This is a genomic window from Micromonospora sp. NPDC049201, assembly GCF_055586805.1.
On sequence record NZ_JBVJHM010000009.1, the window covers coordinates 288,163 to 307,927 of the forward strand.

Annotated in this window: 19 protein-coding genes; 4 read left to right on the top strand and 15 right to left on the bottom strand. The window is 74.1% G+C overall.

Annotation, left to right across the window (positions count from 1 at the left end):
• The first annotated feature begins 36 nt into the window (after positions 1 to 36).
• Positions 37 to 1,119, top strand: coding sequence for a glycosyltransferase family 2 protein (locus tag ACZ6O5_RS21580; RefSeq protein WP_465979524.1), 1,083 nt, complete (start codon positions 37 to 39; stop codon positions 1,117 to 1,119).
• Positions 1,120 to 1,160: 41 nt separating this feature from the next.
• Here ACZ6O5_RS21580 and ACZ6O5_RS21585 read toward each other — a convergent pair whose 3' ends face one another.
• From ACZ6O5_RS21585 to ACZ6O5_RS21595, 3 genes are read right to left on the bottom strand one after another with little or no spacing between them, the layout of a single operon-like run.
• Positions 1,161 to 1,799 (bottom strand): DUF3618 domain-containing protein, encoded by a 639-nt coding sequence (locus ACZ6O5_RS21585; protein ID WP_465979526.1) that lies wholly within the window; start codon positions 1,797 to 1,799, stop codon positions 1,161 to 1,163.
• Positions 1,796 to 2,248: a phage holin family protein gene (locus ACZ6O5_RS21590; protein ID WP_465979527.1), complete on the bottom strand. Its 453-nt coding sequence runs from the start codon at positions 2,246 to 2,248 to the stop codon at positions 1,796 to 1,798. The genes ACZ6O5_RS21585 and ACZ6O5_RS21590 overlap by 4 nt, the downstream gene beginning before the upstream one ends.
• 31 nt (positions 2,249 to 2,279) lie before the next feature.
• Positions 2,280 to 3,062 carry a hypothetical protein gene (locus ACZ6O5_RS21595; protein WP_465979529.1) on the bottom strand — a complete coding sequence of 261 codons (783 nt, stop codon included), beginning with the start codon at positions 3,060 to 3,062 and terminating at the stop codon, positions 2,280 to 2,282.
• A gap of 194 nt (positions 3,063 to 3,256) precedes the next feature.
• Here ACZ6O5_RS21595 and ACZ6O5_RS21600 point away from each other — a divergent pair, with 194 nt between their 5' ends.
• Positions 3,257 to 3,733, top strand: a complete 477-nt coding sequence (locus ACZ6O5_RS21600) for a DUF4383 domain-containing protein (RefSeq protein WP_465979530.1) — start codon at positions 3,257 to 3,259, stop codon at positions 3,731 to 3,733.
• The gene (locus ACZ6O5_RS21605; protein ID WP_465979532.1) at positions 3,693 to 3,935 is read left to right on the top strand and encodes a DUF6766 family protein; all 243 of its coding nucleotides are present in this window, start codon (positions 3,693 to 3,695) and stop codon (positions 3,933 to 3,935) included. The genes ACZ6O5_RS21600 and ACZ6O5_RS21605 overlap by 41 nt, the downstream gene beginning before the upstream one ends.
• Positions 3,936 to 3,991: 56 nt before the next feature.
• On the opposite strand, the gene ACZ6O5_RS21610 is transcribed toward ACZ6O5_RS21605, so the two are convergent.
• The 11 genes from ACZ6O5_RS21610 to ACZ6O5_RS21660 all read right to left on the bottom strand — a co-directional run bounded on the left by ACZ6O5_RS21610 (position 3,992) and on the right by ACZ6O5_RS21660 (position 16,972).
• A complete protein-coding gene (locus ACZ6O5_RS21610; RefSeq protein ID WP_465979534.1) occupies positions 3,992 to 4,441 on the bottom strand; it encodes a GNAT family N-acetyltransferase in 450 nt (149 codons plus the stop codon).
• 70 nt (positions 4,442 to 4,511) lie between these two features.
• Positions 4,512 to 5,963, bottom strand: coding sequence for a GTPase ObgE (obgE, locus tag ACZ6O5_RS21615; protein WP_465979536.1), 1,452 nt, complete (start codon positions 5,961 to 5,963; stop codon positions 4,512 to 4,514).
• Positions 5,964 to 6,052: 89 nt separating this feature from the next.
• Positions 6,053 to 6,307 (bottom strand): 50S ribosomal protein L27, encoded by a 255-nt coding sequence (gene rpmA / locus ACZ6O5_RS21620; protein WP_091072397.1) that lies wholly within the window; start codon positions 6,305 to 6,307, stop codon positions 6,053 to 6,055.
• A gap of 10 nt (positions 6,308 to 6,317) precedes the next feature.
• Complete coding sequence (gene rplU / locus ACZ6O5_RS21625) at positions 6,318 to 6,635, bottom strand: 50S ribosomal protein L21 (RefSeq protein WP_091072401.1); 318 nt, start codon at positions 6,633 to 6,635, stop codon at positions 6,318 to 6,320.
• A gap of 187 nt (positions 6,636 to 6,822) precedes the next feature.
• A complete protein-coding gene (locus tag ACZ6O5_RS21630) occupies positions 6,823 to 7,293 on the bottom strand; it encodes a hypothetical protein (protein ID WP_465979539.1) in 471 nt (156 codons plus the stop codon).
• Positions 7,294 to 7,414: 121 nt separating this feature from the next.
• The gene (locus tag ACZ6O5_RS21635) at positions 7,415 to 10,681 is read right to left on the bottom strand and encodes an Rne/Rng family ribonuclease (protein WP_465979541.1); all 3,267 of its coding nucleotides are present in this window, start codon (positions 10,679 to 10,681) and stop codon (positions 7,415 to 7,417) included.
• 130 nt (positions 10,682 to 10,811) lie between these two features.
• On the bottom strand, positions 10,812 to 11,627 hold the full coding sequence (locus tag ACZ6O5_RS21640) for a TIGR03936 family radical SAM-associated protein (RefSeq protein ID WP_465979543.1): 816 nt from the start codon (positions 11,625 to 11,627) through the stop codon (positions 10,812 to 10,814).
• 62 nt (positions 11,628 to 11,689) lie between these two features.
• On the bottom strand, positions 11,690 to 12,931 hold the full coding sequence (gene mycP, locus ACZ6O5_RS21645; protein ID WP_465979545.1) for a type VII secretion-associated serine protease mycosin: 1,242 nt from the start codon (positions 12,929 to 12,931) through the stop codon (positions 11,690 to 11,692).
• A 10-nt stretch (positions 12,932 to 12,941) separates the two neighbouring features.
• On the bottom strand, positions 12,942 to 14,369 hold the full coding sequence (locus ACZ6O5_RS21650) for a hypothetical protein (protein WP_465979547.1): 1,428 nt from the start codon (positions 14,367 to 14,369) through the stop codon (positions 12,942 to 12,944).
• Between the two features lie 13 nt (positions 14,370 to 14,382).
• Complete coding sequence (locus tag ACZ6O5_RS21655; protein WP_281937272.1) at positions 14,383 to 14,820, bottom strand: hypothetical protein; 438 nt, start codon at positions 14,818 to 14,820, stop codon at positions 14,383 to 14,385.
• Between the two features lie 166 nt (positions 14,821 to 14,986).
• The gene (locus ACZ6O5_RS21660) at positions 14,987 to 16,972 is read right to left on the bottom strand and encodes a TIGR03960 family B12-binding radical SAM protein (protein WP_107155669.1); all 1,986 of its coding nucleotides are present in this window, start codon (positions 16,970 to 16,972) and stop codon (positions 14,987 to 14,989) included.
• Between the two features lie 213 nt (positions 16,973 to 17,185).
• Here ACZ6O5_RS21660 and ACZ6O5_RS21665 point away from each other — a divergent pair, with 213 nt between their 5' ends.
• Positions 17,186 to 18,973 (top strand): hypothetical protein, encoded by a 1,788-nt coding sequence (locus ACZ6O5_RS21665; RefSeq protein WP_465979550.1) that lies wholly within the window; start codon positions 17,186 to 17,188, stop codon positions 18,971 to 18,973.
• A gap of 13 nt (positions 18,974 to 18,986) precedes the next feature.
• On the opposite strand, the gene ACZ6O5_RS21670 is transcribed toward ACZ6O5_RS21665, so the two are convergent.
• Positions 18,987 to 19,679: a lysophospholipid acyltransferase family protein gene (locus ACZ6O5_RS21670; RefSeq protein WP_107155667.1), complete on the bottom strand. Its 693-nt coding sequence runs from the start codon at positions 19,677 to 19,679 to the stop codon at positions 18,987 to 18,989.
• Positions 19,680 to 19,765: the final 86 nt, after the last annotated feature.

The following is a 19,765-nucleotide window of genomic DNA, read 5'->3' on the forward strand; positions in this document are numbered from 1 at the left end:
GGGCAAGTCGCGGGACCCGACCCGACCGGAGACGACGTGACCCGAGCGACCGTTCCACCGCTGCCGCACCCCGGCCGGTCCGTCGCGGCGTCCGCGCCGGACCGGCTCCCGATGGCGTACGTCCTGCCGCTGCGCGCCGCCGACGACCACGGCCTCGACGAGCTGACCGGCTACCTGCGCGAGCTGCGCCGCTGGGTGGACGTGGTGGTGGTCGACGGCTCGCCGCCGGAGCTGTTCGCCCGGCACGCGGACGCCTGGCGAGGGCTGGTCCGGCACGTCCTGCCGGATCCCGCGCTGCGCGGGCGCAACGGCAAGGCGCTCGGGGTGCTCACCGGCGTCGCGCTGGCGCGGCACGAGCACGTGGTGATCGCCGACGACGACGTCCGGTACGACCTGTCGGCGTTGCGCGCGGTGCACGAGCTGCTCGACCGGGTGGACCTGGTCCGGCCGCAGAACCACTTCGCCCCGCTGCCCTGGCACGCCTGGTGGGACACCGGACGGACGCTGCTCGCCCGGGTGTTCGGCGGGGACTGGCCGGGCACGCTGGCGCTGCGTCGGAGCACCTTCCTGGCGATGGGCGGCTACGACCCGGACGTGCTCTTCGAGAACCTGGAGCTGGTCCGGACCGTCCGCGCGTACGGCGGCAGCACGGCCACCCCGGCCTGGCTGTACGTGCGGCGACTGCCGCCCACCGCCGGGCACTTCCTCGGGCAGCGGGTGCGCCAGGCGTACGACGAGACGGCCCGGCCGGCGTGGCTGCTGGCCGCGCTGGCGGTGCTGCCGGCCACGGCGGTCGCGCTCGCCGCCCGCCGCCCGGGGCTGCTGGTGCGGGCCGGGCTGGTCACGGTCGCGGTGGCGGAGCTGGGCCGGCGACGGGCCGGCGGGGCCCGGGTCTTCCCGGCGCACACCACGCTCGCGGCGCCCGCCTGGGTGTTGGAGCGCGGCGTGTGCGCCTGGCTGGCGGTGGGCCGGCGGCTGCGCGGCGGGGTGCCGTACGCGGGCAGCCGCCTGCGGACGGCGGCCCACAGCACCCGCGCCCTGCGGAAGCTGGCCACCCGCCCCCACCCCGACGACCTGACCCGCTGGGTCGAGACATGCGAAGGCGGGGGCCCTTGTTAACGCCTGAGCGATAGCAGGGGCCCCCGCTTGGCAGACTGCGGTCAGGAGCGCGCCTGGTGGGCGCTCTCCCGCACATCCTGGGCGGCGCTGCGGCCGTCGTCCTTGACCGCGTGCACGGCGTCCTGCGCGGTGGAGCGCACCGACTCGGCGGCGTGCTGGGCCGGCTCGCGCAGCTCGTCCCTCAGCTCGTTGGCGACCTCACCCAGCTTCTCCTTGACGACGCCGCTGTGCTCGGTCGCCTTCTCCTTGACCTGCGCGGCGAGCTCCTGCTCGCGGCGGGTGGCCGGGATCAGCGAGGAGACCAGCATGCCGACGCCGAACGCGATCACGCCGGCGGCGATCGGGTTGCCCTGGGACTTCTGCCGCACGACCCGCGGCGCCCGGTGCGCCGCGTCGCCCACCGTGGCGGCGGCGGAGTGCGCCTTGTCGCTGACCGTGGACGCGGCCGAGGAGGCGTGGTCGCCCACCGAGTGCGCGGCGTGGCCGGTGCTGTGGCCGAGGTCGGAAGCGGTTCCCATCACCTTGTCCTTCACGTTGGTCAGCGCGCTGCGGACGCGCTGCTTGCGGTCGTCGACGATGCGGCTCGGGCTGACCTTGTACGCCAGGGCGTCCACGTCCGAGCTGAGGTTGTTGCGGGTGGCTTCGATCTCCCGGCGGATCTGGTCGGGATCGGTGCTCATCGGGTGACTCCCTCCGGGTGCGGCTTGAGTGCGTCCGGGATGCGCTGGACGCTCTCGTTGGTCTGCTTCAGGCCACGGATCTGCTCGGCGTTCTTCTTGGCCTTGGAGTAGAGGACCGCCGCGATCGCGGCCCACACCACCGCCACGATGAGCGCGGCCAGGCCGGAGTCCATGACGTTGTCGAGGAACTGCCACACCGCGACGGAGACGAAGAGCGCCACCATGTAGCCGCCGAAGCCGGCGCCACCGTAGAGGCCGGCGGCCTTGCCCGCCTTCTTGCCCTCCTGGCGGATCTCGGCCTTGGCCAGCTCGACCTCCTGGCGCATCAGCGTGGAGAGGTCGCCGGTGACCTGGCTCATCAACTGCCCGATCGAGCTGCCGCGTACCTCGTCGGCGTGGTGCGGCGCGCCCCCGGCCTGGTAGCCGGGGTCCTGCGTCGGCACGGTCATGCCGTGGTCTCCCTTCTGCCGGTCCGGCCGCTCACGGGCGCGGAGCACCGGTCGACGGCATGCCCGGCAGCGGGTCGGTCTGGCTCGGCGGCGGCAGCGGCTGGCCGGTGCCGCCGGCCGGGTCGGCCCAGGTGTTCGGGGCGCCGCCGGCGGGGTAGGTCGCGCCCGGCGCGGAGTAGCCCGGGTCCGGCTCGGCGTAGGTGCCCGGCGTCGGGTCGAGGTAGCCACCGGCCGGCTGGGTCGGCACGGCCGGCGTGGTCGGGATGACCGCGGTCCGGTCCGGGTCGTAGGCCGGACGGACGCCGCTGCCGCCGTTGCCCACCGCGGCGATGTTCCGGGTGAGCCGGCCGGCGACCACGCCCAGCAGGGCGGCGCCGACCAGGAACGTGCCCGGGTTACGACGGGCGTAGCTCTTCACCTCGTTGAGCAGGTCGCCCGGCTCGCGCTGCTCCAGCCAGCCGGCCACGCCGTGCACCCGCTCGGCCGCCTGGTGGGCCAGCTCGGTGACCGGCCCGGAGCCGCCACCCTGCTGCGCCATCGACCGCATCTCGTCGGCCAACGACCGCAGGCCGCTGGCGGCCCGCTGCTGCTGCTGGCCGGCCTGCGCGGTGACCTGGTTGCGGGTCTCGCCGTAGAGGTCGCGGGCCTGCCGCTTGGCCTCGCCCACCACCTCCCGGCCCTGCTCCTTGGCGGTCTGCGCGACCGCGCCGCCCGCGCTTGCGGCGTCGGAGCCGACCTGGCGGGCCTGATCGCGTACGCCGCCGCCGTTCGTCGACTCGTACGTGGCGGTCGTGGAGGAAAAGTCCTGAGTCATGGTGTCCCTTCCGCTCGTGCGTTCCCAGCGGTTGTGTTCGGGGGTTCACGCGAATGCTTTCCGCGTGACAACTGCCCTACCCTCGGCCGTCGGGTCCATGCCTGATTCGTCATTTCTCTGCGGAAACGGCCCGCCCCGATCACAGAATGGGGAGGCCGACCCGCCCCGGGTGGGCCCCACGGGGGGTGACAGCGATGCCACGTGAGGTGCGCGGACGCCCGTCCGCCCGGCCGACGGTGCAGAAGGTCGCGCTCGCGGCCGCGGCCGTCTTCGTCCTGATCGGCGTGCTCGGCTTCGTCCCCGGCGTCACCACCCACTACGGCGAGCTGGCCTTCGCCGGGCACCACTCGGGGGCGAAGCTGCTCGGGGTGTTCCAGGTGTCGGTGCTGCACAACCTGGTGCACCTGCTCTTCGGGCTGGTCGGGCTGCTGGCCGCGCGGCGGCTGGCCGGCGCGCGGGTGTTCCTGGCCGGCGGCGGCGCGCTCTACCTGGTCCTCTGGCTGTACGGCTTCGCCATCGACCGGGAGAGCACGGCGAACTTCGTGCCGGTCAACGACGCCGACAACTGGCTGCACCTGTTCCTCGGCTTCGGCATGCTCGCCGCGGGCCTGCTGCTGAACAACGAGGTGGGTGCCGGCGGCCGGCCGGACATCCCGATGGACCGGCCCTGACCAGCCACGACACGACACGCCGGGCCGGATCAGCGCCCTGCAGTTCCTCGGCACCAGCGACTTCTGGTTCCAGTCCATGCCGAACTGGCAGAGCGAGTTCCTCGCGGTGGGCGTGCTGATCCTGCTCAGCATCGTGCTGCGGCAACACGCCAGCCCCGAGTCCAAGCCGGTGACCGCCCCGCACGCGCAGACGAGCGCCTGAGCGGTGTGTGAGAAGGGGCCCCTTCTCGACGCCAGGCGTTAGGAAGGGGCCCCTCCTTACGCCGCCACGGGGAGGTGTTTGGCGAAGCAGACGCTGTACGGGTTGTCGACGTACTCGCCGTAGACCGGGACCGGCTGGTAGCCGCTGGAGCGGTAGAGCCCGATGGCGGCCGGCAGGTAGGTGCCGGTCTCCAGGCACACCGTCCGGTGCCCCTGCCGGAAGGCCAGTTCCTCAAGCGCGAGCAGCAACTGCCGGGCGATGCCGCGCCCCCGGTACGCCGGCCGGACGTACATCCGCTTCAGCTCGCCGGTGTCGACGTCGAGCGCCTGGAGACCGCCGCAGCCGACCGCCCGGCCGCCGACCACGGCCGCCAGGTAACGAATGTCGGAGTGGGTGACGGTGACCTGCCCGTCCAGCCCGCCGTCGGCGTCCCGCAGCTCACGCTGCTGGGCCACGACGAGCGCGGCGACCTCCGGATCGGTGGCGGGCCGGCATTCGATCAGCATCCCGTCACGGTAGGTCGACCGGATTTCGCGAAGGTTTCCGGCCGAGGTCCCCGACACGGACACGACCGGACTAGTCGTCGTCCGGTTCCTCCGCCGGGGCCGCCTCGACCTCGTCCTCCGGGCGCTGCCGGCGGGCCTTGCGGGCCTCCAGCCGGTCGGCGGCCGACGGTCGTGTCGACTTGTCCTCTAGCCGCACGTCGGTGCCCCGGTTGCCGGGCGTGAAGTCGACGCCGGCGTAGAGCGTCGGCTGCCAGTCGAACTCGCGCTCGCCGATCCGCACCAGGTCGCCGGCCCGCGCGCCGGCCTTGGCCAACTTCTCCTCGACGCCCAGCCGGGCCAGCCGGTCGGCCAGGAAGCCCACCGCCTCGTCGTTGTCGAAGTTCGTCTGCTTCACCCAGCGTTCCGGCCGGCTGCCCCGGACGGTGTAGGAGCCGTCCGGCTCGGCCTCGATGGTGAAACCGGCGTCGTCGACCGCCTTCGGGCGGAGCACGACCCGGGTCGGCTCCACGTCCGGAACGGCGCGGCGGCCCTCGTCGACCACCTGGGCCATCGCGTACGTCAGCTCGCGCAGGCCCTCGCGGGTGGCGCTGGAGACGTCGAAGACGCGGAAGCCACGGGCCTCCAGGTCGGGGCGGACGATGTCGGCGAGGTCCTTCCCGTCCGGCACGTCGACCTTGTTCAGCGCGACCAGCCGGGGCCGGTCGGCCAGCCCGCCGTACTGGGCCAGCTCCGACTCGATGGCGTCGATGTCGGCGAGCGGGTCGCGGCCCGGCTCCAGCGTCGCGGTGTCGACCACGTGCACCAGCACGGCACACCGCTCGACGTGGCGGAGGAACTCCAGGCCCAGCCCCTTGCCGGTGGCGGCGCCCGGGATCAGGCCCGGTACGTCCGCGACGGTGAAGGTGTGGTTGTCCACCCGGACCACGCCCAGGTTGGGCACCAGCGTGGTGAACGGGTAGTCGGCGATCTTCGGCTTGGCGGCCGAGATCACCGAGATCAGCGAGGACTTCCCGGCGGACGGGAACCCGACCAGACCGACGTCGGCGACGCTCTTCAGCTCCAGCACCACGTCGAGCTTGTCGCCGGGCTCACCCAGCTCGGCGAAGCCCGGCGCCTTGCGACGGGCGTTGGCCAGCGAGGCGTTGCCCCGGCCGCCCCGGCCACCGCGGGCCGCCTCGAAGGTGGTGCCCACCCCGACCAGGTCGGCCAGCACCTCGCCGTCCAGGGTCTGCACCACGGTGCCGTTCGGCACCTTGATCACCAGGTCGCGGCCGTTGGCGCCGTCCCGGTTCGAGCCGGCCCCGCCCTTGCCGTTGTCGGCCTTCAGGTGCGGCCGGAAGTGGAAGTCGAGCAGCGTGGTGACCTGCGGGTCGACCACGAGCGACACGCTGCCGCCATGGCCGCCGTTGCCGCCGTCCGGGCCACCGAAGGGCTTGAACTTCTCCCGGTGGATCGAGACACAGCCGTGCCCGCCGTCGCCGGCCTGCATGTGCAGGACGACCCGGTCAACGAACGTCGTCACGACGCCAATCCTTCCAGCGGGGTCCGCCCCGCACGTGGAAAGCCGAAGCGGGCCGGGACCCGAGGTCCGCGGCCCGCTTCGGCTTCGAACTACTGCTGAGGCACGATGCTGACGGTCTTGCGACCGCGCTTGGTGCCGAACTGCACCGAACCGGCGGACAGCGCGAACAGCGTGTCGTCGCCGCCACGGCCGACCAGGTCACCGGGGTGGAACTTGGTGCCACGCTGACGGATGAGGATCTCACCCGCGCTGACGACCTGACCACCGAAGCGCTTCACGCCGAGCCGCTGGGCCGCGGAGTCGCGACCGTTACGCGAGCTGGACGCACCCTTTTTGTGAGCCATTTCCGACGACCTACTTCCCGCTGTTGGAGATGCCGGTCACCTTGATCTGGGTCAGCGGCTGCCGGTGACCCTGACGCTTGTGGTAGCCGGTCTTGTTCTTGAACTTGTGGATCCGGATCTTCGGGCCCTTGGTGTGCGCGGCGATCTCGCCGGACACCGCGACCTTGGCGAGCTTCGCCGCGTCGGTCACCAGGTCGTCACCGTCGACGAGGAGCACCGCGGTGAGCTTCACCGCGTCACCGGGGGCACCGGTGAGCTTCTCGACCTCGATCACGTCGCCCTCGGCGACCTTGTACTGCTTGCCGCCGGTCTTGACGATCGCGTACATCGGAGGCGCACTCCCTGTCGTTGAGGCTGCTGGCGTCTTTTCCCACCGTTGCCGGCGGGTCGTTCCCACGGCGTCTCGCCGGGAGCCGTGACACCGGCGGCGCGGGCGCGCGGGAACTAGGCACACCAAAGTGCGCCGCAGGCAAGAGTACGCCATACCCGGTCCGCCGCCCAAACCGGGCTGCCGGTCACGCCGGGCAGAGCTGGTCGAGCCGCTGCTGGAGCCGGTCGAACGCCGTCTCGTCGATCTTCCGCACGTCGGTGCCGAGCCCGCCCACCTCGGTGGCCAGGTCCGCCAGCAGCGTCCGCAGGCCCGGGTCGGTGGCCCGCCCGGACTGCTCCCGCAGCACGTCCCGCCAGCCCGCGAGCGCGGCCTCCGCGTCCCGCCGGGCGGCCTTCTCCGTGCCCCGGTCCCCGGTGCCGCCCGCCCGCAGCATCTCCGCCAGCTTCTGCACGTACGTCTGGACGGCCACGGACCCGGCCTGCTTCGCGCGGGCGCAGACGCCCGCGTCGCCGGTGACGGTCGGGGCGGGCGTGGGCGACGTGGCCACCGGGGCCGGTGAGGCGAAGCCCACCGAGAACGGGTCGGTCCGTTCGGCGCAGCCCGACCCGGCCAGCAGCAGTCCGGTCAACGCGGTGACCGCGAACACCCGGCGCATGTCTCCTCCCTCCGGGGCGCGGCCGGCCCGACCGGGGGTCGACGGGAAACGGCAGGGCCCCTGCTCCCGGCACTCTGTTGCCGGACCAGGGGCCCTGTCAAACGCTACGCAGGTCAGCGGCTCACGGCCGGGTACGCCGCCGGGCGCCGCCACGGCGGGACCGCCGCCGCGACGAGCCGCCGTCGGCGCCCTCGTCGTCGCTGTCGCCGTCGCCGATCGCGTCCGGGTCGTCAGCCGCCGCGAGTCGGGCCGAGTCGCCCTCCTGGCTGTCCGCGACCGCCGGGGCGGCCGGCGTCTCCGTCTCGAACCGGGACAGGTCGTAGCCCTGGGTGTCGTAGTAGTCGTCGGCGGACTCGGCCACCTCGACGACGGTCCGCTCCGGCGCGGCGGCGGCCGGCGGCTCCGCCGCGGCCTCCACGGCGGGCTTCTCCGCCGCGGCCTTGCGACCCCGGCGACGGCCCTTCTCCTCGACCGGCGCGACCGCCGAGGCGACCGCCTTGACCTTCTCCCCCGCGCCGGCGGCACGCGGCTTCTCCGGCACCGGCTCGGTGTGGATCACCACCCCCCGGCCCTTGCAGCACTCGCAGGTCTCGCTGAACGCCTCCAGCAGGCCCGCGCCGATCCGCTTGCGGGTCATCTGCACCAGGCCCAGCGAGGTGATCTCGGTGACCTGGTGCTTGGTGCGGTCCCGGCCCAGGCACTCGGTGAGCCGGCGCAGCACCAGCTCCCGGTTCGATTCCAGCACCATGTCGATGAAGTCGATCACCACGATGCCGCCGAGGTCGCGCAGCCGCAACTGGCGCACGATCTCCTCGGCCGCCTCCAGGTTGTTGCGGGTGACCGTCTCCTCCAGGTTGCCGCCGGAGCCGGTGTACTTGCCGGTGTTGACGTCGACGACGGTCATCGCCTCGGTCCGGTCGATCACCAGCGACCCGCCGGAGGGCAGGAAGACCTTCCGGTCCAGCCCCTTGAGGATCTGCTCGTCGATCCGGTACTCGGCGAACACGTCGGTGACGCCGGCGTGCCGGCGCAGCCGCGCCACCAGGTCCGGCGAGACGTGCGACAGGTACGACTCGACCACGTCGTACGCCGACTCGCCCTCGATGACCAGCTCGCGGAAGTCCTCGTTGAAGAGGTCCCGGACCACCCGGATGACCAGGTCCGGCTCCTCGTAGAGCAGCACCGGGGCACCGCCGGAGGCGGCCTTGGCCTGGATGTCGTCCCACTGCGCCTGGAGCCGCTTGACGTCCCGGGCCAGCTCGTCCTCGCTGGCGCCCTCCGCCGCGGTCCGGACGATCACCCCGGCGCCGTCCGGCACCAACTTCTTGAGGATGTCCCGCAGCCGCTTGCGTTCGGTGTCCGGCAGCTTGCGGCTGATCCCGGAGGCGTTGCCGTTGGGCACGTAGACCAGGTGCCGGCCGGAGAGCGCGACGTGGCTGGTGAGCCGCGCGCCCTTGTGCCCGATCGGGTCCTTGGTGACCTGCACCAGCACCGGGTCGCCGGAGCGCAGTGCCTGCTCGATCGAGCGGGCCCGGCCCTCCAGGCCGGTGGTGTCCCAGTTGACCTCGCCGGCGTACAGCACGGCGTTGCGCCCGCGCCCGATGTCGACGAAGGCCGCCTCCATGCTCGGCAGCACGTTCTGCACCTTGCCGAGGTAGACGTTGCCGGCCATGGTGCCGGACGAGTTGCGGGTCACGTAGTGCTCGACCAGCACGCCGTCCTCGAGCACCGCGATCTGGGTGCGGTCGCCACGCTGGCGCACCACCATCGTCCGGTCGACCGCCTCGCGGCGGGCCAGGAACTCCGACTCGCTCAGGATCGGCGGCCGGGTACGCCGCTGCTCGCGGCCGTCCCGGCGGCGCTGCCGCTTGGCCTCCAGCCGGGTCGACCCGGAGACGCCCTGCACCTCGTCTACCGCCTTGCGCGGCTCACGGATCTTGACGACGGTGGGCACGCCGTCCTCGGTGGTGGTCTCCGCCTCACCCGCGCCCCGGCGACGACGCCGACGGCGACGACGGGTCATCCCGTCGCCCTCGGCCTCCTCGTCGCTCTCCTCGGCCTCCGCCTCGGTCGGCTCCGCCGTACCGGTCTCGTCCTCGTCGGCCTCGTCGGCGCCACGGCCACGGCCACGGCCCCGGCGACCACGACGGCGGCGGCGGCGACCCTCGGCGGTGTCGTCGTCGTCCTCGGCGTCGGCGGACTCGTCCGCCTCGGCGGCCGGCTCCTCCTCCTCGACGGCCTCAGGCTCGACCTCGGCCGCCACCGGCTCGGCCTCCCGCCGGCCGCGACGGCGACGGCGGCCGGTCTCGACCGGCTCCTCCGCCGCCTCCTCCACGGCCGGGTAGGTGACCCGGACCGCCGGGGCCTCCTCGGGCTGCGGGGGCATGAACAGGACGGTGGGCGCGGAGAGCGCCGCGCGACGCCGGCGGCCGGTGGCCGGCCGCTCCTCGGCCGCCGGCTCGTCCGCCACACCCGGCACCGCGGCGCCGGTCGACACCACGCCGGTGGCGTCCGCCGGCCCGCCGGCCCGGGCCAGGTCAACCTCGTCGGTACGCCGGGGCGCGCGCCGCCCGCCGGCACGCGACCGCGCACCACCCTCGGCTGCGGCCCCGCGGGTACGGGACCGGGTGGCGCCCTCGCCCGGGGTGGGCTCGTCCACGGCGTCCTCGCCGACCGCGTCCCCGTCGAGCGCATCCTCGTCGAGCGCGTCCTCGTCGAGCGCGTCCTCGTCGAGCGGGGCCCGCCCCTCGGCGATCTCACCCGCGCCACCCGGGACCGAGACCGGTCCGTCGACCACGGCAGCGCCCGACGGCCCGGTGGCCCCGACAGCCGGCTCGACCGCCGGGCCGGTGGCCTCGGCGGCCGGCTCGACCGGCGCGGCCGACGGCCCGGTGGGCGTCTCGATCGACGCGGCCGGCTCGACCGGCCGGCCGGCGGCCTCGGCGGGCGCCTCGGTCGGCGACTCGGCGGCCGGCATCGGCTCGGCGGCGGGTGGGGTGGCCTTGCGGCGGCGGGTCCGGGTGACCTTGACCGGCGGCACCACCTCGTCCGAGGTGGCCTGCACCTCGGCAGCGGCCACCGGCTCCTCGACCGCCTTCGCCGGGGTCGCCTTCCGGCGCCGGCGGGTGGTCTTCGGCGCGGCCTCCACCTCACCGGCCACCGGCGCGAACACCTCGGCCTGCGGCGACTCGCCGCTGCCGGTGGCCGCGGCGGACGCCTCGACCGGCGCGTCGGTCTGCTCCGGCTGGTTCAGCGGCGCGGCCTTGCGCCGGCTGGCCCGCTTGCGGGGCGGCGGCTTCACCTCGGCGACGCCGTCGGTGCTGGTGGCGGTCGGGTCGGCCGGCTCGGCACCGGTCCGTTCGCCGCCCTCGGGCTCGTTCTCGAGCATGGACGTTCTCCAGTTCTGGCTGCCCCGGGCGCGGTTGAGCGCTGCCACGCAGGGTTGCCGCAAAGGTGTTTCCGCCGAGCGCGCAGGTGCGCGACCGCCGAAGTCTGCCTGCCAGAGCGCTGACCGTCGGTCAGTGCCCTCCGATGGCTGCCCCGTCGCGATCCGCGTCCAACGGATCGACGATCTCGCCCTGCGCGGTCAGCGTGCCCTGCGCCAGCCGGATCACCTTCGGGGTGACCGGCGGCTCCAGGTCCGCCACCACGCGGAGGCCGGAAAGGACGTCATCGGGTCGCACGGACGGGGTGACCTGCCGCACGACCAGTTCGAGTATCGCACACGGTACGGTCGCCGCTCCGGAAGGCGTCTCAGCCGGCACCAGCGCATCGATGACGATCACGGCGGCGCGGGCGTCGAACGTCCGCCGGCCCTGCTTGGTCATCCGCTCGACCTGGATCTCCTCGGCGGCGGTGAAGGCCGCCACGGCGGCCCGGAGCACGTCCGGATCGACCTCGGGCAGCTCGATCCGCCAGTACGACGCCTCGATCCGGTCGGCCAGGCTGCCACCGGACGCCTCGACCGCGTCGAGCACGTCGAGCCCGGGCGAGAGCGCGGCGTCCAGAGCGGCCCGGAGGCGCTCCGGGTCGACCGGCTCACGCAGGCCGATCTCCAGGTACTCGGCCTCGCTGGCCACGCCGGTCGGCGCCGCGGAGGCGTACGAGATCTTGGGGTGCGGGGTGAAGCCCTGGGAGAACGCGATCGGCACGCCGGCGCGGCGCAACGCGCGCTCGAAGGCTCGGGCGAAGTCCCGGTGCGAGGTGAACCGCAGCGGTCCACGCTTGGCGTACCGGATGCGGACCCGCTGGACGACGGGCGCCTGGCCGCCCTCGGGTTGAGGCTTTCTGGCGATCGTGAGCTCCTCGGCTGTGCCTGCGCGTGTCCGTCCCATCCTGGCGCAGGCCGCACCGCCTCCCACACCCGCCCCCACCACCCCCTCTACGGTGGGGTGGGTCAGGGGCGGCGGTCGCCGGCCGGGGTGGGGCCGCCCAGCCGGCCGGGCGCGTCGTCCGGGAGCTGCGCCACCCGGGCCAGCTCACGTCGGTGCCGGCGCCGGTTCCAGATCAGGAACACCACGAGCGCCAGCAGCACCACCAGGGCCACCGCGATGCCGATGCCGATCACCAGCACCTGCTGGTCGGTGGGGCCGCCGCGGTCGCCGTACTCCGTCACGTCGAAGTCGTCGTCCTCGGCCGCCTGCGGCGCAGCCGCGCTCGCCGAGGCCGGGTCGAGCAGCGGGTTCGCCGAGACCGACGGCACGTCCGCGGTGAGCGCCGCCACCGGGTCGATCCGGCCGAAGCCGAACTGCGGGTCCCGGCCCGACGGCCCGGCGTCCCGGGCGGTGCGGATGATCCGGTTGATCACGTCGGACGCGGAGAGCTGCGGGTACTTCGAACGGATCAACGCCGCGACGCCGGAGACGATGGCGCTGGAGTCGGAGGTGCCGTCACCCCAGCCGTAGCCGTGGTCGCGGCCGGCGTTGTAGATCCCGCCCGCCGGCGCGGCGATGACCGCTGCCGGGCCCTGGGCGGAGCCGGACCAGAAGCCGCCGCCCCGGGTGGTGCCGGTCACCGCGATCACGCCGGGGATCCGGGCCGGCGAGGCGATGTCCACGTCGCCCGCCTTGCGGTTGCCGCCGGCGGCGACCACGACGACGTCGCGCGCCAGCGCGTACCGGATCGCCTCCTCCTCGTCCGGGTCGGGCGCGCCGGCCCGGCCGAAGGAGAGGTTGAGCACCGTCGCGCCACCGTCGACCGCCATCCGGATGCCCAGGGCGGACGCGCCGTCGGGCACGGTTCCGGGGCCGGGCTCCTGCTTGATGGGCAGGATCCGGGCGTCCGGCGCGATGCCGTCCACGCCGTCGCCGACGTTCGCCGCCGAGATGATGCCGGCCATGTGCGTGCCGTGACCGTCCGGGTCCTCCCGGCCGTCGCCCCGGGCGCCGTAGCTGCGGTCGCCGGGCAGCACGCGACCGCGCAGCGCCGGATGGGTGGCGTCGACGCCGGTGTCCACCACGCCGACCACCACCCCGCGCCCGGTGGAGATCCGATGCGCCCGGTCGATGCGCAGCTCGTCGAGGTACCACTGCTCGGCCCGGCGCGGCGCGGCCGGTGCCGGCGGGGCCGCGCCCAGCACCATCAGGCCGGCCAGCAGTCCGGCCGCCACCGGCCGGAGCGCGGCGACGTGCACCCTCATCCGTCCGTCCTCATCGCAGGATGCCCGGGGACGCACTGTCACCGGCACCCCACGGATCGTCGTCCTCAGTCAACCACGACGAGTGCTCGGCACCGCCGCCGCCGTGCCCGGCGCCGCCGTGCCCGCCCATCATCCCGCCGCCCATCATGCCCCCGCCGGCACCCGCGCCGGTCGCGTTGCGGAGCGCGCTGGCGGCGCTGGTCAGCGGCGGGACCTTGCCGTTGCCGCCGCCGACCAGGCCGGGCAGCGCACCCACGCCCATCCCGCCGGCCGCGCCGAGACCACCGCCGCCGAGGCCACCACCGGCGCCCAGCCCGGCGCCACCGCCGCCGAACCCGCCACCACCACCGACGGTGCCCGGTACACCGCCACCGAACGCGCTGCCCGGACCGCCGGTCGTGATCGTGCCCGGCCCGCCCGCGCCGGCCAGGCCGGTGCCGTAGTCGTGGTCACCCGGGCCCGGGTAGCCGCCACCGGTGACCGGCGGGACGTACGACCCGCCGCCGGTCTGACCGCCGCCGAGATCGACGCCGCCCGTGGTGGGCGGCGGTGAGAACGAACCGCCACCGTACGAGCCACCGCCGCCACCACCGATGCCGGTGCTGCCCAGCGAGGGCACCTTGCCACCCCCGCCACCACCACCGCCGCCGGGCAACCCGGTGTCGGGCACACCGGACGGCGGGACGCGGTTGTCGGGCGTGTAGCCGTCACGCGCGTCATTGGCCGAGGGCTGGGGCACGACCAGCTTCGGGCGTTCGGTCTCCACCGCGGCGGGCAGCGGCGACATCGCCCTGTTGGCCGCCTCCTGGTTGTCCCGGTACCAGTTGTCCAGGTGCGACTTGGTGTCCCACCAGCCGCCCCGCTTCTGGTCGTCGGCGTTGCCGTCGACCCTCATCGTCGCCTCGAGGTCGTCGGCCTTGTCGCGGAACGCGCCGTCGGCGTAGAGCGACTGGTTCTGCTGGTAGTCGCTGCGTAGCGAGGCGAGGAAGCCGGACTGGCTCTCGCCGTCGCGGGCGTCGTCGAGCTCGGTGCCGCCGGGCAGGCTCCACTCGTTCCAGCCGAAGTCGTCCATCAGCGGGATCGGGATGCTGGCCACCGCCTTGCGGATGTCGCCCTCGATCCGCGACAGCGCGCCGCTGACGTCGCTGGCGTGGGTGATCAGCTCCTCGATGTCCTTGCCGATGCCGCCCAGGTGCTCGCGGTACGCGTCACCGCCGCTGCCCGTCCAGCCGGCCAGCAGGCCGGGGAGACCGCCGCTGTGCGGGCGTTCCTGACCGGACGCGATCGGACCGACGAACGAACGCCCGACAAGCGCGTCGCGCAGGTGGCCGAGCCCGGCGGAGAGGTTGCTCCAGCCGACGCCGACCGATCCGACCGTCTCCGGATCCGCGGCGAGCGTCACCTCCCGGACGCAGCGCTCCCAGGTGCCTCCAGCCATGATCGCCTCTCCCTCAGGCCGGGTACGGATAGGTGGGCTGCTGCCCCGCCTCGGGCGGCGGCGCCGCGGACTCCAGCAGCCGCTCGATCTGCTTGCCGTTGGCGGCGTTGCGGGCCTCGGCGTCGCGGAACGCCTTCGCGATGTCCTCGGTGCCCTTCTTCAGCCCGGCCAGCTTGCTGGAGATGGCCTTGAGGTGGGCCTCCATGTTGGCCGTCGACCGGGTCAGCGCCGCCCACTGCATCCGCGCGTCCTCGTACGCGCCGAACGGCGTGCCGTTCGGCACCGCCTGGGCGTTGTTGCTGTCGCCCTTCATCCGCTCCTTGATGCGTTCCATCTCGTAGCCGATGGTGTCGTCGACGTACTGCTTGAGGCGCTCGACGTAGTCGGCGGCGGCGTCCAGGTCCTCGACGCTGACGTGCAGGTCGCCGGTGTCCGGCGGCTTGATGCCCATGCTGCTGTCCTCCCCCGCTACCGGCCCGGCCGGTCCAATACGGACGCAGCGTATCGAGGAAGCACCAGCCGGGCAGCCCCGCCCCGACCACCCGACGGTCGACACGTGACACGACGGAGCGCGGGCCCCCCGAGGGTTCCCGCGCTCCGCTACGCGTCGGTGCGGCTCAGCCCTGGGCCGCCGTGGGCAGCCGCATCCCGCCGACCGGCGTCAGCGGCAGCAGCTTGCGCCCGGTCGGGCCGATCTGGATCTCGGTGTCCATGGACGGGCACACGCCGCAGTCGAAGCAGGGCGTCCAGCGGCAGTCGTCCTGCTCGTACTCGGACAGCGAGTCCTGCCAGTCCTGCCAGAGCCAGTCCTTGTCCAGGCCGGAGTCGAGGTGGTCCCAGGGCAGGACCTCCAACTCCTCGCGCTCCCGGGTGGTGTACCAGTCGAGGTCCACCCCGAACGCCGGCAGCGTCTCGGCCGCCGCGTCCACCCAGCGCTGGTACGAGAAGTGCTCGCTCCAGCCGTCGAACCGGCCGCCGTTCTCCCAGACCCTGCGGATCACCGCACCGACCCGGCGGTCGCCCCGGGACAGCAGGCCCTCGATCAGCGACGGCTCGCCGTCGTGGTAGCGGAAGCCGATCGCCCGGCCCAGCGAACGGTCACTGTTGATCGCCTGCTTGAGCAGCTTGAGCCGGCCGTCGATGACCTCGGGCGTGGACATCGAGGCCCACTGGAACGGGGTGTGCGGCTTCGGCACGAACCCGCCGATGGAGACCGTGCAGCGGATGTCCTTGGACCCGGTGGCCGCCCGGCCGGCCCGGATCACCTCGTGCGCCATGTCGGCGATCTCCAGGACGTCCTCGTCCGTCTCGGTGGGCAGGCCGCACATGAAGTAGAGCTTCACCTGCCGCCAGCCGTTGGTGTACGCGGTGACCACGGTGCGGATCAGGTCTTCCTTCGACACCATCTTGTTGATCACCTTGCGGATCCGCTCCGACCCGCCCTCCGGGGCGAAGGTCAGGCCGGTCCGCCGCCCGTTGCGGGACAGCTCCTGGGCGAGGTCGATGTTGAACGCGTCCACCCGGGTCGACGGCAGCGACAGCGAGACGTTGGTGCCGGCGTACTGCTCGGCCAGGCCGGAGCACATGTCACCGATCTCGGAGTGGTCGGCCGACGACAGCGACAGCAGGCCCACCTCGTGGAAGCCGGAGAACTCCAGCCCCTGCTGCACCATCTGGCCGACGGTGGTGATCGAGCGCTCCCGCACCGGGCGGGTGATCATGCCGGCCTGGCAGAACCGGCAGCCCCGCGTGCAGCCCCGGAAGATCTCCACCGCGTACCGCTCGTGGACCGTCTCGGCGAGCGGGACCAGCGGCTTCTTCGGGTACGGCCACGCGTCCAGATCCATCGTGGTGCGCTTGTGCACCCGGAACGGCACGTCCGGGCGGTTCGGCACGACCCGCTGGATCCGGCCGTCGGGCAGGTAGTCGACGTCGTAGAAGCGCGGCACGTAGACGCTCTCGGTGCGGGCCAGCCGCAGCAGCAGCTCGTCCCGGCCGCCCGGGGAGCCCTCGGCCTTCCACTCCCGGACGATGGCGGTGATCTCCAGTACCGCCTCCTCGCCGTCGCCGAGCACCGCGGCGTCGACGAAGTCGGCGATCGGCTCCGGGTTGAACGCGGCGTGCCCACCGGCCACGATCACCGGGTCGGCGTCGGTGCGGTCGGCGGCGAGCAGCGGAATGCCGGCCAGGTCGATCGCGGTGAGCAGGTTGGTGTAGCCCAGCTCGGTGGAGAACGAGACGCCGAACACGTCGAAGTCACGTACCGCGCGGTGCGCGTCGACGGTGAACTGCGGGACGCCGTGGGCGCGCATCAGCGCCTCCAGGTCCGGCCAGACCGCGTACGTACGCTCGGCGAGCACGTCGGGCAGCTCGTTGAGCACCTCGTAGAGGATCTGCACGCCCTGGTTGGGCAGGCCCACCTCGTAGGCGTCCGGGTACATCAGCGCCCAGCGGACGGTCGCCGCGTCCCAGTCCTTGACCACCGCGCCCAACTCGCCCCCGACGTACTGGATGGGCTTGGTCACCTGGGGCAGCAGCGGCTCCAGCCGGGGCCACACGGAATTGGCCGCGACCGGGCGCGGCGTCGTCGACGGGGCACTCATGATGCCCAAGGATACGCGGTCCCCCACCCCGCCCTCCCCCACCGGCACGGTTCCCCCCGACCCCCGCCCCGTTGATCAAGGAGTTGGCGCGCGAATCCGGGCCCCGGCCGACGCGAACTCCTTGATCAACGGGCTGGCGGGCGGAGGCGGGGATTCGTCGGGGGTGGCGGGGCGGTACTAACCTCGCAACGGGCGCGAGAGGAGATTGCCGCGATGTCGCAGCCGCAGCCGGAGGCGGGCCGGCCGGCCGACGGGGCCGATGGGCCAGCCGTCACCGAGCCGCCGACCGCCGTACCGACGCCGGCCGACGCCGAGGCCACCACCCCGCCGTCTCCACCCGACGCGCCGTCTCCACCCGACGCGCCGTCTCCACCCGACGCGCCGGAGACCGGGGTGCCGCAGGTGGCGGCGCCCGACGAGGCCCCCACCGCCGGGGCCGGGGAGCCGGTCACCGCGGGAGCCACTCCGCAGGTCCCCGACCCGTCGAACGCCTCGACGCCGCCGGAGGCACCGAACGCCTCGGCAACCTCGGACGCCTCGGCCGACGATGACGCCGTCGGAACCAGCGCCGTCGGAACCAGCGCCGTCGGAACCAGCGCCGTCGGAACCAGCGCCGTCGGGACCGACGCAGAGCGCGACGCGCCGCCGACGCCCGACACCGACGCGGAGCACCAGGCGCCGCCAATCTCCGGCACCGGCACCGGCACCGACGCCACCCCGGCAGTGCCGGTCGTACCGGTCGGCCGGGCCCGCGGCTCCGCGGCCGTGCCCGGCCGCGCCACCCCACCGCCACCGGAACCGGCACCCACCCGGGGCGAGGACGGGCCGCACCCCACCCGGGTCGAGAACGCGCCGGACGCCACCCGCATCGAGACCGGCCCGAACGCCACCCGGGTCGAGAACGGGCCGCCGCCGACCCGCGTCGAGCCGCCCGCGCCGCGGTGGAGCGGCTCCGCCGCGGTTCCGCCCCCGCAGCCGCGCCGGCGCGGCTGGGGCGAGTCGGCCGAGCCCACGCCGGTACCGCCGGTCGCCTCACCCGAGCACGCCACCCCGGTCGACCCGTGGGCGGGCGTGGACACCACCGGCTGGGACCTCCACTCGGCCGATCTGCCGGCGCCGCCGGCGACCATGCCGTACACCGCGCCCTGGCCGGCGCACCCCGCCCCGCCGCCGGGCGCGCGGCCGGTGTCACCGCCGGCGCCCACCCCGCCGTACCCGGGGCCGCCGGCCGCCCGGCCGGTCTCGCCACCCGCGCACACGCCGCCGTACCCGGCGTCACCCGCCATCCACCCGGTGTCACCGCCGGCGCACACCCCGCCGCCGGCCCCGGTGGTCGCCCCCCGGGCGCCGAAGCAGGCCCGACCGCCGAAGCAGCGCCGGGGCGGGACTCCGCCGCCGGTCGCGCCGCCGCCCGGGTGGCAGGCGCCCAGGGGGTACGCGCCGCGACGCCGGCGGCGCCGCTGGCCCTGGGTGCTGCTGCTCTCCGTGGCCTGCTGCTGCGGCGTCCCGCTGTGGTGGGTCCAGCCGCTGTCCAGCCAGTATCCGGCCAGCGCCAGCCTCCCGGACCAGCTCGACTCGATGCAGTTGCGTCAGGACGAGCGCAGCCGGGCCGCCGCCGAGGAGTTGAAGAGCCAGGTACGCCAGGCGGACCTGCTCGCCGAGGACACGTTCGCCGGCATCTACGCCACCGACGACGGCAAGCGGGTGACCCTCTTCGGCAGCACCGGCTTCCGGTTGACCCCGGAGTCCGACGCCGAGGCCGAGCTGAAGCGTCTGGCCGGCGACTACGCCCTGCAAGCCTCGGTCAGCGTGGACACCGGGGTGCGGGGCCGGTACGAGCGCTGCGCGGTCGGCCGGACGGACGGAGACGCGGTGGTGGTGTGCACCTCGGTCGACTACGGCAGTCTGACCACGGGCGTGTTCACCCGGCTGTCGGTGGACGACAGCGGCCGGCTGCTGAACGAGCTGCGGGAGCAGGTGGTGGTCCCGAAGAAGTCCTGACCCGGGGACCGGGTCAGGCGGGCGACTCGCCCGGCGTCTGCTCGGCGCGCTTCGGCGCGTAGCGCGGGACGTACTCCTGGCCGGTGAGCTTCTGGATCTCGGTCATCAGCTCGTCGGTCATGGTCCGCAGCGACGTCCGGTCGTCGGGCCGGCCGGTGAAGTCCAGCGGCTTGCCGAACTTGATGGTGATCTTGGCGCGACCGGGGCGGGGCACCCGCGTCCCGATCGGCTGGGCCTTGTCGGTGCCGGTCACGCCGACCGGGATGATCGGCACGCCGGCGGCCACCGCCAGCCGGGCCGCGCCGGTGCGCCCGCGGTAGAGGCGCCCGTCCGGCGAGCGGGTGCCCTCCGGATACACCGCGACCAGGTCACCTGCCTGGAGCACCGGGATGGCCGCGTCGAACGCGGACAGCGCCGCCCGGCCGCCGGCCCGCTCGACCGGGATCGCACCCAGCCCGGTGAGCACGAACTTGGAGAAGCCGCCCTTCACCCCGGTGCCGTTGAAGTACTCCGACTTGGCCCAGAAGGCCAGGTGGCGGGGCACCACGGTGCCGAGCAGCAGCTCGTCCGCGACGGAGAGGTGGTTGCCCGCGAAGATCGCACCGCCGGTCGCCGGGATGTGCTCCAACCCCTCCACGTGCGGACGGAAGGCCAACCGGAGCGTGGGCGCCACGGTGAGCTTGCCGATGGTGTAGAGCAGGGGCACGGGTCCTCCGGCGGTCGTACGCGGAACAGGCGCTGTCACGGTAGCCGACGCCGCCATCCCCGGCCGAGCGGGTGGCGGGCAGTCCA